Source organism: Rhodococcus sp. SORGH_AS_0303, assembly GCF_030819335.1.
Taxonomy (GTDB): Bacteria; Actinomycetota; Actinomycetes; order Mycobacteriales; family Mycobacteriaceae; genus Rhodococcoides.
Genome location: NZ_JAUTBO010000001.1, coordinates 3,464,467 through 3,479,379 on the forward strand (window position 1 = coordinate 3,464,467; position 14,913 = coordinate 3,479,379).

Genomic DNA, 14,913 nt, shown 5'->3' on the forward strand with positions numbered 1-14,913 from the left:
AGTTCTCATGTCCCCCAGCATCATCAGTGTGATCGCCACCCTCACCGGCGTCACTCCGGACGACGTGTTCGATCGGGTCAGCGACTTCGCCTCCTTCGGCGATCACGTACCCATGGTCGACCGCATCACCGTGACGGATCCCGAGTCGCGGGACGCGGCCGGGTACGTTCGATCGTCGTCGTGGTCGACCCACTTCCGCGGCGGTCTGCTGCAGTGGGTCGAGACGGACACCGTCGACGTGCCCGGCCGCACCGTCACCTTCGAGCAGTCGAGCGGCGACCTGGGATCGTTCGACGGCCGGTGGGCGGTGCGGGAGACCGCCGACGGCGCCGTCGAGATGGCCTTCGACGCCGCCGTCGACATCGGCATCCCGTCGATGGCCGACATGCTCAATCCGGTCGCCGCACAGGAACTGGCCACCGGCGTGCACCAGATCGTCGACGGGCTCTTCGGCTCGGGCGTCGTCTCCGTCGAGACCGGGTCGCGGCTCACTCAGCGCTGACGGACCGGCCCCGGCCTATGCTGAACGCGTGCTCGGCCGACGGCAGTTCCTCCGCGGGGCCGGCGTGGCTGCGGCCGCCGCCGCCCTGGCGGGGTGTTCCCGAGATACGTGGTGGCAGGACGCTTCCGGCCGACTGCGCATCGCCACCGGCAACGTGGGTGCGGTGTTCGACGAGTACGGCGCGGCTCTGCGCACAGAGGCCTCGCAGGTGCTGCCGGGTGTGCGCTCGGAGGTCCTCGTGACCGGCGGTTCCGTGGGAAACGTGCTCGACCTCTCGTCGAGCAGCGCGGACGTCGCGTTCTGCCTCGGCGACACGGCACTCGATGCGGTGCGCGGCGAAGGGGCCTTCGACTCCCCGGTCCCCCTGACCGCGCTGGCCCGGCTCTACGACAGCTTCCTGCAGATCCTCGTCCCGGTATATTCCCCGGTCACGGGGATCCAGGACCTGGCGGGCGTGCGCCTGAGCGCGGGCCAGACCGACTCGGGTACCCGGTCGGTGACCGAGAGGTGCCTGGCCGCAGCAGGAGTGGACACGGCGGACGTCGACTTCGTCGCGCAGCCGCTCGGCGAGGCGACGGCGGCGCTGAGCTCCGGACGCGTCGACGCGCTGGCCTTCGTCAGCGGGTTCCCGGTGCGGGCACTGGTCGAGCTGGGCGCGCGCACACCGATCCGCGCGCTGGATCTCGGTGGACTGGTCGAGGGACTCGTGTCGACCTGGGGTCCGCAGTACGTCACCGGTCCGCTGCCGGCCGGGCCGTACCGTCTGCCCGCCGCCGTCCAGACTGTCAGCGTGAAGACGTACCTCATCGCGACGCCGACGCTCCGCGAGGACACGGCCTACGGGTTCACGTCCGTCGTCTTCGACCGTCAGGACGCGATCGCACGAACCGTGCCCGACGTCCGGCAGCCGACCGTCGCCGCCGGGATGTTCACCCAGCCGGTCCCGCTGCATCCGGGGGCGCTGCGGTGGTTCCGCGATCGAGACGCGCGGGAAGTGAGATGACCGTCCGCAGGCCGGGATCGGCGGGTTCGAAGACCACGTTCCCGTCGGCGTCGCGGACGCGGAGGACGACGATCGCGAGACCCAGTCCGGTGCCCTCGACGCCGGCGTGTCGTTCGAGTCGGTGGAAGCGCCGCCCCAGCTCGGCGGCTTCGGCGGCACTGACGCCGTCACCGTGATCGCGCACCGTCACTCGCCACGCGTCGCCGGCCTGCTCCAGCGCGACGTCGACGGACCGACCCTCCGCGTACTTCAGCGCGTTGTCCAGAAGGACGTCGAGGACCGTGGGGACGAGGTCCTCCTCCAGGAACGCCGGGGCGGTGTCGACGTCGACCCGGACGGTGAGCAGATCCTCGAACAACGGCGCCCACAGCGCGACCCGCTCGCGAAGCTGCCGGGCGACGTCCACCTCGGACAAGCGTCGGTCGAAGCCTCCCGCGCGGCTGATCTCGATCACCGCGTCGAGTGAGCGCGCCATGCGTTCGGTCTCGGCGAGCACCGGTTCGACGGCGGGATCGTCCACGGCCAGGTTCTCGAGCCGGAGCCGCAGTGCAGTCAGCGGATTGGCCAACTGGTGCGACACGTCCGCGACCAGTTCGCGCTGCTGCTGCCGGGAGTGCTCCACGTTCGCCGCCATGTCGTCGAACGACTCCGCGAGCCGCCGGAGTTCGGGAGGCCCGACGTGGCGTCCCTCGGTCGGAGTGCGGCCGCGGGACAGCTGCTCGACGCGGGTGGTCAGATCGTCGACCGGCCGCACCACCCAGCCGACGAGTGGCACTCCCACGAGCCAGGCGACGAGCGCGAGGACGACGGCGCCGCCCGCCGCGGCGAGCACCATCGCTCGCTGCACGTTGTCCCGCGCGGCCGATGTGTTCTCCAGCATGACGACGGCACCGAGGATCTGCGCGTCCCGGCCGATGGGCGTCGCGACGATCAACGGCTCGGTCTGCCACGGCCACAGCGCAGTCGGAGCGGAGGTCGGTGTTCCCGCGAGCGCGTCGCGTACCGCGCCCGCCAGACCCGGCACGTCGGCCGGCAGATCCGAGCCGGCAGGTGCGAGCACCGATCCGTCGATGTCGACGATCCACGTGCGGGTGCTCTCCGTGACCTCGCCGTACCGCATCAGATCGGGTCCCAGAGAGCTCGCGTCACCGACGCTGTCGGCCAGGGTGGCGAACCGGGTCGCGGCGGCCAGACGCCGTTCGTGGATGGTGATCGCCCGTTCCTCCGCGTGGGCGGCCACGAGCGGCGCGACGAGAGCCGCCAGCACGGCGGCCGTCAACGTGATCGCCAGTGCGAGCAGCCGTCTCCTCACGCGTCGGGCTCGGCGGGAGCGACCAGTCGATAGCCGACACCGCGCACCGACTCGATCCGGGCGACGTCCTTCAGCTTGTTCCGCAGTGACGCGACGTGGACGTCGAGTGTGCGCGAGGCACCCACCCACGTCGTGTCCCACACCTCCTCCATGAGCGCGGCGCGGCTCACGGGGCGGTCCGGTGTGCGGGAGAGTGCCACGAGCAGTTCGCATTCCTTCGCGGTGAGCGTGCGCACGGTGCCGTCGGGTGCGGTGACCTCGCGGGTGTCCCGAGCGAGGTCGAAGCCGAGATCGACGGCCGGCTCGGTGGCGACGCGTCCGACACTGCGCCGCACGACCGCGTCCAGCCGTGCGAGCAGCACCGCGAAGCTGTACGGCTTGGTGACGTAGTCGTCGACACCCGCACGCAGAGCGCCGATCACGGAATCCTCGGTGCGCCGCGCCGTGAGCGCCACGATGGGAACGGACGAGTGCTCCCGGATCCGGCGGCAGACCCACAGGCCGTCGTGATCCGGGAGCCCCATGTCGAGCAGGACGAGATCGGCGTCGTCCACCATGTCGAGCGCCGCGGTCCCGGTCGCGGCGTGCCGCACCGCCCAGCCCTGCCGACGCAGCGACTGTGTGAGTGCGTCGGCGACTCCGAGGTCGTCCTCGACGACGAGAATCTGCATCGTCAGGCCCTCCCGTCCGGCGCGGAAAGCCTAACGCACGGACCTCAGGACACGGCCGCCTCGTTCCTGTCCGCTCGGCGTGCCTGCTCGGCGTCCAGGAAGGTCGGTGCGCGGTTCTTCAGGACGAAGACGTACACGACGAGCGAGACACCGATGGCGATGGTGACGTAGATGCCGAAGGCGTCGAGCGCATCGTTCTCCTTGGCGGCCTCGTAGATCACCGGAGCCGTGCCACCGAACATCGAATTGGCCAGTGCGTAGCCGAGTCCCAGTCCCAGAGCGCGCACGTGCGCGGGAAACAGTTCCGCCTTCACGATCGCGTTGATCGAGGTGTAGCCGGTGAGGATGACGTAGGTGCCGGCGAGCAGCAGGAAGGACACCATCGGCGTCTCGACGCGCGGCAGCAGGTTCAGGAAGGTCCACGACCACAGCACACCCGCGATGCCGAACCCGACGAGCAGCGGCTTGCGCCCGATCTTGTCGCTCAGCAGTCCGCCGAGTGGCTGGATCACCATGAGCAGCACCAGCGCCGCGAGGTTGATCCACGTCGCCGTCATGCCCTGATCGGCGTAGGTGCTCTTGACGATGAGCGGCCCGTTGACGCTGTAGGTGTAGAACGCGACGGTCCCGCCGAGGGTCACGAGGAAGCAGATGAGCAGCTGCTTCGGGTACGCGGTGAACAGCTCGGTCATCGAGCCGCTGCGCTTGCCGTCGACCTCGGTCTGCAGGGATTCGTCCATGCTCCGACGCAGGAACAGCACCACCACGGCGCCGAGGGCGCCGATTCCGAACGCGATGCGCCAGCCGAAGGAGGCGATCTGCTCGTCGGTCAGGACACTCTGCTGGATCAGCAGCGTGACCTGGGCGAGGACGTGACCGCCCACCAGGGTGACGTACTGGAACGAGGAGAAGAATCCGCGCAGCCCCGGCGTGGCCGCCTCGGACATGTAGGTCGCCGACGTGCCGTACTCGCCACCCGTCGCGAAGCCCTGCAGCAGACGGCAGAGGACGAGCATGACCACGGCGGCCGACCCGATGGACGCGGCCGTCGGGGTCAGCGCGATGAGCAGGGACGAGCCCGCCATGAGCGAGATGCTGAACACCAGCGCGGGACGACGCCCGTGCCGGTCCGCGTACCGACCGAAGAACCACGACCCGATCGGGCGCATCACGAAGGTGATCGCGAAGATGCCCATCGTGTAGATGCCCGCGTTGGGCTCACCGTCGGCGAAGAAGCTCGACTGCAGGTACGACGCGAAGACCGTGTAGACGTACACGTCGTACCACTCGACGAGGTTGCCGAGTGATCCGCGAATGGTGTTGAACACCGCCCGCTTCGTCGAGGGAGGCCCCGCGGGGATGGCTGTCGTGGCCATGGATGGTCACCTTTCGGTCCGGTGCAGGGGATGCACCGAACGAACACTAGGTGTGACCGGCGCCATATGAGGCACGGCTGCGGGCAGTCTTTACAGACACTTTGCAAACCCGACCGAGGCTGTCGGTGGGACCTGCCACCATCGCCGACATGACGACGACGCCGGCGCTCCCCGAAGCGTGCCTCGCGTGGTGCAGCACCCGTTCGTACGAGTACGACGTGCTGGGTGATCTCGCGGAGATCGACCTCGACTGGTGGAACAGTCGTCTCACGAGCGCGCGCATCCCGGTGCGGGTCCGCGCCCGAGGTCAGGACGGAGACGTCGTCGAGACCGGCACCGGGTTCCTGCGGCGCGGCGATCTGCAGACCATCGGGAGCGGGTGCGATCTGACCACCGTCTACCACTGCGCCGCATGGCTCGTCGGTCATCGAGACCGAGACCGCGCTCGCCGCTTCCCCGATGCGCGGGACCTCGAGGAGCCGGCCGGCGACCGTCGGCTGCACGGTGTTCGGCAGGCACTGGACGAGTGCCGCCGCGCGCCGGCGCTCATCGACGTCGGTCCGCACCGGGACTGGTCGGGCTGGCCGAGGGCCACGGGATTCGGGCGCGTTCCGATGTCCCTGTACGTGTGGGCGATCGGGTCGGAGACCATGCTGCACCGCCCGCAACTCCTCGACCAGCAGGCGCTGTCGGAACTCGTGCACCTGGGGTGGGTGGACAATCCCTCGGTGTCGGCCATGACCGTGCGGCGCTACCTCGACTACTGCGAGGTGCTCGACGAGTGGGCGAGACTGGGCCGCGTACGGCCCGAGCTCGTCGAGATGTGGCTGGTGCGGTCGTGGCGGATCCGACGGGAGACGCCGTCGCCGTTCCTGGACGAGTTCCGCGATGCGCTGTGACGAGAGTCGAACGTGGTGGAGCTGAGGGGAATCGAACCCCTGACCTTCTCGATGCGAACGAGACGCGCTACCAACTGCGCCACAGCCCCTGACCCGGCGAACCAGGATCGTCTCGAACTCTAGCAGCCCCGCGGGACTGCCAGAAATCCGGTCACTCCCCCGCTGCGCGGCGCATGCGGACGTCGAGGTGGGAGTCGCCGACGTGCTCGTCGTAGTGCTCGAGATGGTCGAACGCCGGGTCCTCGTCGTCCACCTCGAGCACCACGGCGCCAGGACGACGCAGGCGCTCGGGAGTGAGCTTGAGCTCCGGGTCGGTGCTGGACTCGACACCGAGGCGCGAGCGCTGCAGACGCTGCATACGACGACGACGGATGTCCTCCTCGATGCGCACCTGGCGGCGGAGGTAGAACAGGTAGGACGACAGCCCGACGATGGTGACGGCGAAGACCCACCAGAAGATCGGGCTCGCAAGGAATCCCAGCGCTGCAGACATCGCGATGACGAACACGGAGCCGAGCACCGTGCGCTGACGGAACGCGTAGCGGGCGGCGCGGGCGATGGCGTCGGCCTCGGGATCGAAGCCGCCGCGGCCGCGTCGCTGCGGCACGAAGTCCTCCGAGAAGTACTCGTCGACGTGCTCGTCGCTCTCGTGGCCGTGCTGGGTCTCCATCGGATCCTCCGAAAGCGAGTCGGTCGAGTGCAGGTCGTCGTCGGACGGGCGCCAGTCGGGGTCGCTGCGGTGCCCTGCCGCGGGACCGGGATCGACGCGGAGCCGCGCTCCGCCCCGGTGCAGGACCCGTGTCGCGAGCGCGACGTCGGTGGTGCGGCGGATACGCGGGCGCGATGTGACCACCATCGGCACGAGCACGAACAGCCAGATGGCGACGAGGCCGATCCAGATCACCGAATTGGGCACACCCACCACCTCCTGACGTGAATCACATTCATGTGAGCTTGCACGTCAGCGTAGTGGGGCGCGGTGAACCGCCGACGACGACGCGCCGAACACGAGTGCACTCATGTCACTCCAGTCACAGGCCGAACTTCCCGCAGTGCTTGCGTGTTCCCGCGGACACTGCAGCACGCGCGGGAACACGGAACCCCTACGGGAACCTCGAGGCAACTACCGAGCCCACGCCGCCCGACCACTGCGCACCAGCACGTCCGCCACCGTTCCGGGCGTCTCCCCCACCGTCATGGCGACGAGGATGTGGTCGCGCCACGCACCGTCCACGTCGAGGTACCTCTGCAGCAGGCCCTCCTGGCGGAACCCGACGTTGCGCAGAACCGCTTGGCTGGCAGCGTTTTCCGGCCGCACGGTGGCTTCGAGCCGGTGCAGCCCGGCCGACGAGAAGCAGTGGTCGACGCCGAGTGCGAGTGCTGCCGTGGCAACCCCCTGCCCGCCGACGTCCTTGGCCACCCAGTAGCCGATCCACGCCGATCGAAGGGCTCCGCGGACGATGTTGCCGACAGTCAGCTGCCCGACGAAGGTGCCGTTCAGTTCGATGGCGAAGGGCAGCATCATCCCGCGCCGGGCCTCGGCCTTGAGGCTCGAGAACAGGGGCGGCCACGACGACATCGCGTGCCGCATGTCCCACGGCGCCTCACCGGTGGGCTCCCACGGTTCGAGGTGCGCGCGGTTGTCGATGCGGGTCCGCGACCACACCGCGGCGTCACGCAGACGCACCGGTCGGACCGTCACCTCGCCCGCGGGAACCACGAGAGGTCCCAGCTTCGCCGGCCATCCGGGATGGCTCGACCACGATCGCGGCATACTTCGAAACCTTAGCGAAGAGGACGGAGCGTCAGCCGCGCTGCGCGAGGAATGCGACGTCGACCTCTTCGCCGGTCCGCACCTCGGTCACCTCGGGGTCGACCATGACCAGGCAGTTGGCCTCCGCCAGCGTCGCCAGCAGGTGCGACGAGCTGCCGGGAGCACCGCCGAGTGCCTGCACGAGGTACTCCCCCGTGCCCTCGTCCCGCATGAGCTGGCCGCGCAGGTAGGCGCGGCGCCCAGCGATGGACGTGATGGGTCCGACGGTGCGGGCCGTGACGATGCGGCGCATGGGCTGGCGTCGACCGAGCGCGATGCGCACGAGCGGCCGCACCATCACCTCGAAGACGACGAGCGCACTCACCGGGTTGGACGGCAACAGGAAGGTGGGTACCTCGTCGCGACCGAGCTGGCCGAAGCCCTGCACCGATCCGGGGTGCATGGCCACGCGGCCGACCTCGATGTCGCCGAAGTCCTCGAGCGCCTCGCGGATCTCCTCGGACGCGCTGCCGCCGACGGCTCCGGCGATGACGACGATCTCGGAGCGGATGAGCTGCCCTTCCACCACCTCGCGCAGCCGCTTCGCGTCACCGCTGACGATGCCGATGCGGTTGACGTCCGCGCCCGCGTCCCGCGCCGCGGCAGCGAGGGCGTAGCTGTTCACGTCGTACACCTGGCCCTGGCCCGGTGTGCGTTCGATGTCGACGAGTTCGCCGCCGATCGAGATGACCGAGAGGCGGGGACGGGGATGCACCAGGACCTTGTCGCGGCCCACGGCTGCGAGGAGCCCGACCTGCGCTGCGCCGATGATGGTCCCGGACCGCACGGCGACGTCGCCGGGCTGCACGTCGTCACCGATGCGGCGCACGTACTCCCCGGAACGCACGGGTGCGAGCACTTCGATGCGGCCGCGCGCGAACTTCGCTCGCTCCACGGGGAGAACGGCGTCCGCGAGGGTGGGCAGCGGTGCACCCGTGTCGACGCGCACCGCCTGCCGCGGCTGCAGACGGATGGGCTGACGCGACCCCGCCGCGACCTCGCCCACCACGGGCAGCGAGATGTCGACGGGTGCGCCGTCGTCGTCGGTGGCCGACCCCGCGGCAGCGATGTCCACACTGCGGACCGCATAGCCGTCGATGGCCGCCTGATCGAATCCGGGCAGCGGGCGCTCGGTCACCACTTCCTCCGCGCAGAGCAGACCCTGCGCCTCGGAGATGGCGACTCGCACCGGCCGGGGGGCAACCGCTGCAGCCGTCACTCTCGACTGCTGCTCCTCAACCGAGCGCATCCGCACCTTCCGTCATCCGTGTCGACCGGGCGTCACTCGTAGGTCGTGAGCTCCGGTGCCCAGCTGTCGCTCAAGCGCTCCTGGAGCCACTCGCGCAATGCCGGACCGTAATCTTCGCGTTCCAGTGCGAAGTCAACCGCAGCGCGGAGGTAACCCCCGGGATTTCCGAGGTCGTGTCTCACTCCGCGGTGCACCACCACATGTACCGGATGACCCTCCTCGATGAGGAGAGCGATGGCGTCGGTGAGTTGCAACTCGCCGCCGGCGCCGGGCTGGATGCGTCGCAACGCATCGAAGATGGCCCGGTCCAGAAGGTATCGGCCGGCCGCCGCGTAGTTCGACGGCGCGTCCTCCTTCTTGGGCTTCTCCACCATGCCGTTGACCTTGAGCACGTTGGGGTTCACTGCGTCGGGCACGATCTCGGTGTCGAACACTCCGTACGCGGACACCGCGTCCTCGGGAACCTCGATGGCGCACAACACGGTTCCGCCGCGCTTGGCACGCACCCGCGACATCACGTCGAGCACACCCCGCGGCATCACCAGGTCGTCCGGGAGCAGCACTGCGATCGCGTCCTCGTCGTCGTCGAGCACCTCCTCGGCGCACGCGACGGCATGTCCGAGACCCAATGGCTCCGCCTGGATCACCGACTGGACGTCGAGAAGTCCGGGCGCGACACGGACCTTCTCGAGCATCTCGAGCTTGCCGCTCGCCTCGAGCTTGTTCTCCAGCACCAGATCCTCGACGAAGTGGGCGACCACACCGTCCTTGCCGGGCGAGGTGACGATGACGAGGCGCTGCGCGCCGGAATCGGCAGCTTCTCCGGCGACGAGCTCGATTCCGGGCGTATCGACCACCGGCAGTAGCTCTTTCGGTACCGTTTTCGTGGCGGGGAGGAAACGTGTTCCCATGCCTGCAGCGGGTACGACGGCCGTACGGAACGACGGCTTCTTGCCACCGGCCACGGACTCACTGTTTGCTGAGCTCATGCGCACACCCTATCCATGTAGACCGCGAATCGTCCTTCGCGAGACACTGGGGTTTCCCCCGTGATCAGTGACGACAAACTCGAGTGGAGGACACGCATACTCACTGCCCGCAAGCAGCGAGACGTCCACGCACGAGAGCGGGCATCAGAGGCACTCTCTCACGCCGTGTCGGTTTTGGCCTCCGATGCGCGGGAGCGCGGCGGCGACACTCTCGCCGCCTACGTACCGGTGGGTAGCGAGCCCGGTGATGCGAGCATGCTCGACTCCGCACTGGCCGCCGGACTGCGAGTGCTGCTGCCCGTCGCGCGTGAACCGGGGCCGCTGTCCTGGGCCGAGTACCGCGGACCCGACTCGCTCGTCGCGGCCGCGTACGGCTTGCGCGAACCGTCCGGCCCGACGCTTCCTCCCGAGACCGTCGCGGACGCGTCGATCGTGTTGGTACCCGCACTCGCCGTCGATCGCAGCGGCGGTCGCCTCGGCCGAGGCGCCGGCTTCTACGACCGCACACTCGATGCCGTCCGGCCCGACGCGTGGCTGGTGGGCGTGGTGTACGACGACGACCTGGTCGACGCGCTGCCCACCGAGACGCACGACGTGCGCATGACCCACGTGTTGACGCCGCTGTCGGGGCTGCAGCGGCTCGGCCACGACAGCCGCGGCTGAGGAATAGCGCCACCTGCACGGACGTTGCCTCGATTGCCGACGCTGGCACTGTCGACTGTAGAGTGCCAGTCAGGGACCGACAGCGGAGGAAACGTGCCTACCTACTCTTATGCGTGCACCGAGTGTGACAACCGGTTCGACATCGTCCAGAAGTTCACGGACGACTCGTTGACGGTCTGCCCCGCGTGCTCCGGCAAGCTTCGCAAGCTGTTCAACACCGTGGGCATCGTCTTCAAGGGCAGCGGCTTCTACCGCAACGACAGCCGCGGCAGTTCGAGCAGCAGCGAGTCGGGCTCGTCCGACTCCGGCAGCTCCTCGGACAGCAAGAGCTCGAGCGAGAAGAAGAGCGACACGAAGTCCGACTCGACCTCGACCACCTCGAGTGAGAAGAAGTCGACCAGCACCTCCACCCCCGCCGCCGCAAGCTGATCGTCCGACCCGGGGAGCGTCGAACCGCTGTCCCCGGGCACCGTGAAACCTGGCGGCGTCCTGCGTCGCCCGCGTTCTACGGTCGCGTCATGTCTCCCACGGTCGATCACCCGCTGAGCGCGCGCCTGTTCGACCGCATCCCGCCTCTCCCGCCGCGTCTGCGGTCACCTGCCGCTCGACGCATCGTCGCCGCTGCTCTCGTGGGGCTCGCTGTCGTCTCGGCCTATCGAACCGATCCGTCGCGGACGGAGGTCCCGGTCGTCGTGACCGCCACGGACGTCGCTCCCGGCACCTCACTCACGGCCGCCGACGTCACGCTGACCCGCGTCGACTCGTCCCTGCTCGCGGACGGAACGCTGCGGTCGGTGGACGACGCGGTGGGACGGACTGTCGCCGGACCCGTCCGATCCGGCGAGGCGCTCACCGACGTCCGACTGCTGGGGCCTCGGCTTGCGTCCGCCACCCTGCCGTCCGGTGATGCCCGCATCGTGCCGATCCGCCTCGCCGATCCCGAGCTGGCGCAACTGCTTCGAGCCGGCGACGTGGTCGACGTCGTGCGTGCGGCGCCGGACGACACGTCCTCGTCCGGGGTGATCGCCGAAAGCGCCACCGTGGTGATGGTCTCCGCCCCGGGCTCCGGCGTGTCTCGACGCGACCAGCTCGTTCTGGTCGCCCTGCGCGCGGAAGACGCGTCGGCCGTCGCCGCTGCGTCGCTCTCCGATGCACTGACGGTCCTGCTGCGGTGACCGTCCCCGGGTCCCGGGCTTCGCCGCGCCCATCGAGACGCGCTGGTCGGTTACTCTCGTCGTGGCTCAATCCATGATCGACGAGAGTAGGGGCGGATCGCATGTTGAAGGGCTTCAAGGACTTCCTGCTGCGCGGGAACGTGGTCGACCTCGCGGTCGCAGTGGTCATCGGTGCGGCCTTCACGGCCATCGTCACCGCATTCACCACCAACATCGTGAACCCGTTGATCTCGTCCATCGGGGCGAGCAACGAGCTGGGCTGGGGCTTCCTGATCCGCTCCGGCAACGACGCGACATTCGTGAACATCGGGGCCGTCATCACCGCGGTGATCAACTTCGTCATCATCGCGGCGGTCGTCTACTTCGTGCTCATCCTCCCGGTGAACACCGCGAAGAACCGCTTCGCGACGAAGAAGGAGAAGGCTCTGAGCGATCAGGACATCCTGATCCAGATCCGGGACCTCTTGGCGGAGGGCCGTTCCGACGGCGTCAAGACCACCTCGGACGGCATCACCGGCAACACGACGCCGGGCACCACCACGTAGTCACCCACAGACACGACGAAGGGCTCGTCCTCACCGCACGGTGAGGACGAGCCCTTCGTCGTCTGTTCGAACGAGCGGGATCAGTTGAACTTGACCAGCGGGAACTCGTCGAGGGTGATCGCGGTGCCGGCCGCGGAGCAGGCGTCGACCACTGCCGTCGAGTTGTCGACGAACGCCTGACCGGACGAGCTGTCCGGCTCGGTGAGTTCGAGGGAATCGGCGGGTAGCGCACCGATGAGCGTGCTGAGCGAGGACTCGACATCACCGGTGGCGGTGTCCGCGAGAGGCTGGAACTTCTGCATCTCGGCGGTCTTCGCGTCGGTCCAGGTCTGGACGTCCGTGTCGGCCGGGCCGGCCTTGACGAGGGCGGTGAACTGGTCGTACGTGGTCTCGAAATCAGTGCAGGCGGTGGCGTTCTCGGACGAGTCGTCGGACGTCCCGGAATCCCCGCTGCTGCAGGCGGACAGGCCCACCAGGGCCGTGAGGGCGAAAGCTGCAGTCATCACACGAGTCGCGGTACCGGAGTTCATGCCGACCATTCAACAGGATGCGTGGACGTCGGAACGCAGTGGGGCGGTGCACCTTCGGATGCTCGTGACATGCCACCGACCCCTGTCGCACGCCCTTGTCACGCCTCACGAACACGACGAAGCCCCACCCGGATGACCCGGATGGGGCTTCGTCTGTGTTCAGATCTGCTGTGGAAGCGGACTACCGATCAGCAGGCAACTGATACTGGCTGGGCCAGGATCAGTTAAAGCGCCACGGCTTGCCGTAGGTGACTGCGGTGTCGCCATTGCTGGAGACGACCTTCACGTACGGGCGAACCGAGACGTTGCCGGCGATGTTGGTCGCGGTGCCGTGCACGTTCGAGATCTGGATCTCGGTGCGCTCGCCCGAAGCCGAGCCGGTGCCGACCTCGACGTCCTCGATGCCGGGGCCCGGCTCGAGGGTGACCGTGGTGCCGACCTGCGGGAGGATGTCCGACACGGTGAAGGCGTCGCCGTCACCGATCTCGAGCTGCGGGGTGCTGTAGCTGAAGGTCAGCTCTCCACCCAGCGAAGCCGGGTAGCCGAACTGGTAGCCGAGGGTGATGTCACCCTCGAAGTCGGCGGCGTCGGGGCCGGTGACCTCGACGATGGCGCGACCGTTGTGGAACCACTCACGGGTGAGGGGGCTTCCGTCGAGCGGGAAGACGCTGTTGATGAAGGTGTCGGCCTGCGAGACCGTGATGGTGTTGCCACCACCGTCGACGACGGAGTTCGAATCGTCGACTGCTGCAGATGCCGAGCCGCCACCGACGACCAGGCCGACGACTGCGGCACTGGCGACCCACTGCGGTACGCATGGACTTGAGCCCCCGGCTGCGCCGCGGCTTCTGAATTACGGTCATGTACTTCCTCATCATGTTCGTCCCGCGGCGTGTTCGCCTCGGGTGCGCTGTCGGGCTCTGACGTCCTCCCGAGCGGTTCGCTTGCGAGCGAACCGTATCAGGCGGCGACTGCAAGCTCATGGCTTACGCGTCGGGCAGTGCAGGAACACAAGTTGGACGCGTCCTCGTATCGATTCAGCATCCACCGTTGAACCTGAGCGAAACCTTAGAGGGTGATTCGGACCGTGACAATCCCTACGTTCGCGGCGTTGCGTCCAAAAACCGCCGTCCACGTTTCGTGCGTGTGAACGTGCGTCACAAGCGTTTTGGCCGCACGACGCGCCGCAGCTCCAATGGCGCGAAACGTCGTCGGACTGTGCTAATCGGGTACCCGGGTGCCCGTGACGTGGGCGTTATTCGACTCGGCCCCGAGCGGAACCACTGCTCGACGGGGGTTGCCAGTCACACCAGTCACATCTACCCTGCGGTAACTCGCGGGGAGGTCGTCCGGATTCAGGCGAATTCGCGGTTAACAGACAGGCAACACCGGGTTCGCACTGTGGTAACTCCCAGTGATGTGGATCACACAAAACTAGTCGTAATGAGGAGGCCTCTGGCTCCTCAACCACTCCTCCGAGCCCGAGGACGAATCACCTCGATGTGGTTCGCCCGACGTTCCGTCGTCTCGAGTCGACTCGGGAAGAACGTCGCCGAACACACGAGCGAGCCGGGCCCGTCGTGCACGGGCCCGGCTCGCAGTGTCCTCGGAGTCCGGATCGGCGGGTGTTGCGTCGTCGGCTCGAGGGTCGTTCTTCTGGGGGTCGTCAGCCGTCAAGGCTGGACAACTCACCGATGACATGGGCGGCGAGGGGCGTCAGCGTCGCCATTCCGTCGCGGACGGCCGCGCGGCTCCCGGCCAAGTTGACCACCAGCGTGCTGCCTGACACTCCGGCGAGCCCGCGGGACAGGCCGGCGTCGAGCGACCCCGCCGCCAGTCCGGAGGAGCGGAGCGCCTCACTGATGCCGAGGAGTTCACGGTCGAGCACCTCGGCCGTCGCGTCCGGGGTGACGTCGCGCGGCGACGTGCCGGTGCCGCCGACGGAGACCACCAGGTCGACGCCGCCGATGACCGCGGTGTTCAGTGCGTTGCGCACGTCCACCTCGTCGTTGCTGACCACGACGACACCGTCGACGAGGAAGCCCGCCTCGGTCAGCAGTTCGTTGACCAGAGGTCCGGTCGAGTCGGCATCTCCGTGAGCCGTGCGGTCGTCGACGATCACGACGAGCGCACGTCCGGCCACGGCTGCATCCATAGTCATGTCGCTCACCGTAATGCCCGGGCCC

At 68.4% G+C, this 14,913-nt stretch carries 17 protein-coding genes and 1 tRNA gene; 7 read left to right on the plus strand and 11 right to left on the minus strand.

The annotated features are described in order from the left end of the window. Positions 1–7: 7 nt before the first annotated feature. Complete coding sequence (locus QE449_RS16290) at positions 8–502, plus strand: type II toxin-antitoxin system RatA family toxin (protein ID WP_056447056.1); 495 nt, start codon at positions 8–10, stop codon at positions 500–502. 28 nt (positions 503–530) lie between these two features. After that, positions 531–1,505 carry a TAXI family TRAP transporter solute-binding subunit gene (locus QE449_RS16295; protein WP_056447053.1) on the plus strand — a complete coding sequence of 325 codons (975 nt, stop codon included), beginning with the start codon at positions 531–533 and terminating at the stop codon, positions 1,503–1,505. Here QE449_RS16295 and QE449_RS16300 read toward each other — a convergent pair. The 3 genes from QE449_RS16300 to QE449_RS16310 are packed head-to-tail and all read right to left on the minus strand — an operon-like array spanning position 1,432 to position 4,864. Beyond that, a complete protein-coding gene (locus QE449_RS16300) occupies positions 1,432–2,817 on the minus strand; it encodes a HAMP domain-containing sensor histidine kinase (RefSeq protein ID WP_307109160.1) in 1,386 nt (461 codons plus the stop codon). The genes QE449_RS16295 and QE449_RS16300 overlap by 74 nt on opposite strands. Beyond that, positions 2,814–3,488, minus strand: coding sequence for a response regulator transcription factor (locus tag QE449_RS16305; protein WP_222638306.1), 675 nt, complete (start codon positions 3,486–3,488; stop codon positions 2,814–2,816). Before QE449_RS16305 ends, QE449_RS16300 begins: the two co-directional genes overlap by 4 nt. Positions 3,489–3,532: 44 nt before the next feature. Next, a complete protein-coding gene (locus QE449_RS16310) occupies positions 3,533–4,864 on the minus strand; it encodes an MFS transporter (protein WP_222627659.1) in 1,332 nt (443 codons plus the stop codon). A gap of 149 nt (positions 4,865–5,013) precedes the next feature. Between QE449_RS16310 and QE449_RS16315 the strand changes: the two genes are divergently transcribed. Beyond that, complete coding sequence (locus QE449_RS16315; protein ID WP_222650140.1) at positions 5,014–5,763, plus strand: hypothetical protein; 750 nt, start codon at positions 5,014–5,016, stop codon at positions 5,761–5,763. Between the two features lie 13 nt (positions 5,764–5,776). Here QE449_RS16315 and QE449_RS16320 read toward each other — a convergent pair. The 5 genes from QE449_RS16320 to QE449_RS16340 all read right to left on the minus strand — a co-directional run bounded on the left by QE449_RS16320 (position 5,777) and on the right by QE449_RS16340 (position 9,814). Further along, positions 5,777–5,852, minus strand: a tRNA-Ala gene (locus QE449_RS16320). Positions 5,853–5,914: 62 nt separating this feature from the next. Continuing rightward, the gene (gene glpR, locus QE449_RS16325; RefSeq protein ID WP_027504110.1) at positions 5,915–6,679 is read right to left on the minus strand and encodes a gephyrin-like molybdotransferase receptor GlpR; all 765 of its coding nucleotides are present in this window, start codon (positions 6,677–6,679) and stop codon (positions 5,915–5,917) included. 207 nt (positions 6,680–6,886) lie between these two features. Next, positions 6,887–7,537 carry a GNAT family N-acetyltransferase gene (locus QE449_RS16330; protein ID WP_027504111.1) on the minus strand — a complete coding sequence of 217 codons (651 nt, stop codon included), beginning with the start codon at positions 7,535–7,537 and terminating at the stop codon, positions 6,887–6,889. 31 nt (positions 7,538–7,568) lie between these two features. Next, positions 7,569–8,825: a gephyrin-like molybdotransferase Glp gene (glp, locus tag QE449_RS16335; protein ID WP_056447044.1), complete on the minus strand. Its 1,257-nt coding sequence runs from the start codon at positions 8,823–8,825 to the stop codon at positions 7,569–7,571. Positions 8,826–8,857: 32 nt separating this feature from the next. After that, positions 8,858–9,814 (minus strand): UTP--glucose-1-phosphate uridylyltransferase, encoded by a 957-nt coding sequence (locus tag QE449_RS16340; protein WP_051612960.1) that lies wholly within the window; start codon positions 9,812–9,814, stop codon positions 8,858–8,860. Positions 9,815–9,877: 63 nt separating this feature from the next. On the opposite strand from QE449_RS16340, the gene QE449_RS16345 reads away from it, so the two are divergent. The 4 genes from QE449_RS16345 to mscL all read left to right on the plus strand — a co-directional run bounded on the left by QE449_RS16345 (position 9,878) and on the right by mscL (position 12,197). After that, on the plus strand, positions 9,878–10,477 hold the full coding sequence (locus QE449_RS16345) for a 5-formyltetrahydrofolate cyclo-ligase (protein WP_373428394.1): 600 nt from the start codon (positions 9,878–9,880) through the stop codon (positions 10,475–10,477). Between the two features lie 93 nt (positions 10,478–10,570). Beyond that, positions 10,571–10,906, plus strand: a complete 336-nt coding sequence (locus QE449_RS16350) for an FmdB family zinc ribbon protein (protein WP_081821044.1) — start codon at positions 10,571–10,573, stop codon at positions 10,904–10,906. Between the two features lie 89 nt (positions 10,907–10,995). Beyond that, entirely contained in the window at positions 10,996–11,652 is a 657-nt protein-coding gene (locus QE449_RS16355) for an SAF domain-containing protein (RefSeq protein WP_307109161.1), read from the plus strand. 101 nt (positions 11,653–11,753) lie between these two features. Then, complete coding sequence (mscL, locus tag QE449_RS16360; RefSeq protein ID WP_307109162.1) at positions 11,754–12,197, plus strand: large-conductance mechanosensitive channel protein MscL; 444 nt, start codon at positions 11,754–11,756, stop codon at positions 12,195–12,197. Positions 12,198–12,277: 80 nt separating this feature from the next. On the opposite strand, the gene QE449_RS16365 is transcribed toward mscL, so the two are convergent. From QE449_RS16365 to QE449_RS16375, 3 genes are all read right to left on the minus strand, one after another. Next, positions 12,278–12,700 (minus strand): hypothetical protein, encoded by a 423-nt coding sequence (locus tag QE449_RS16365; RefSeq protein WP_056447534.1) that lies wholly within the window; start codon positions 12,698–12,700, stop codon positions 12,278–12,280. Positions 12,701–12,947: 247 nt separating this feature from the next. Further along, positions 12,948–13,505, minus strand: coding sequence for an MspA family porin (locus QE449_RS16370; RefSeq protein WP_307109744.1), 558 nt, complete (start codon positions 13,503–13,505; stop codon positions 12,948–12,950). 888 nt (positions 13,506–14,393) lie between these two features. Continuing rightward, positions 14,394–14,888 (minus strand): molybdenum cofactor biosynthesis protein B, encoded by a 495-nt coding sequence (locus QE449_RS16375; protein WP_197027709.1) that lies wholly within the window; start codon positions 14,886–14,888, stop codon positions 14,394–14,396. Positions 14,889–14,913: the final 25 nt, after the last annotated feature.

What these genes read in the sequence shown, in the direction of transcription:
- QE449_RS16365 (WP_056447534.1), bottom strand. Translation starts at nt 12,700, where the DNA reads ATGACTGCAGCTTTCGCCCTCACGGCCCTGGTGGGCCTGTCCGCCTGC.
- QE449_RS16305 (WP_222638306.1), bottom strand. Translation starts at nt 3,488, where the DNA reads ATGCAGATTCTCGTCGTCGAGGACGACCTCGGAGTCGCCGACGCACTC.
- QE449_RS16375 (WP_197027709.1), bottom strand. Translation starts at nt 14,888, where the DNA reads ATGACTATGGATGCAGCCGTGGCCGGACGTGCGCTCGTCGTGATCGTC.
- QE449_RS16310 (WP_222627659.1), bottom strand. Translation starts at nt 4,864, where the DNA reads ATGGCCACGACAGCCATCCCCGCGGGGCCTCCCTCGACGAAGCGGGCG.
- QE449_RS16355 (WP_307109161.1), top strand. Translation starts at nt 10,996, where the DNA reads ATGTCTCCCACGGTCGATCACCCGCTGAGCGCGCGCCTGTTCGACCGC.
- QE449_RS16330 (WP_027504111.1), bottom strand. Translation starts at nt 7,537, where the DNA reads ATGCCGCGATCGTGGTCGAGCCATCCCGGATGGCCGGCGAAGCTGGGA.
- QE449_RS16340 (WP_051612960.1), bottom strand. Translation starts at nt 9,814, where the DNA reads ATGAGCTCAGCAAACAGTGAGTCCGTGGCCGGTGGCAAGAAGCCGTCG.
- mscL (WP_307109162.1), top strand. Translation starts at nt 11,754, where the DNA reads ATGTTGAAGGGCTTCAAGGACTTCCTGCTGCGCGGGAACGTGGTCGAC.
- QE449_RS16315 (WP_222650140.1), top strand. Translation starts at nt 5,014, where the DNA reads ATGACGACGACGCCGGCGCTCCCCGAAGCGTGCCTCGCGTGGTGCAGC.
- QE449_RS16290 (WP_056447056.1), top strand. Translation starts at nt 8, where the DNA reads ATGTCCCCCAGCATCATCAGTGTGATCGCCACCCTCACCGGCGTCACT.
- glp (WP_056447044.1), bottom strand. Translation starts at nt 8,825, where the DNA reads ATGCGCTCGGTTGAGGAGCAGCAGTCGAGAGTGACGGCTGCAGCGGTT.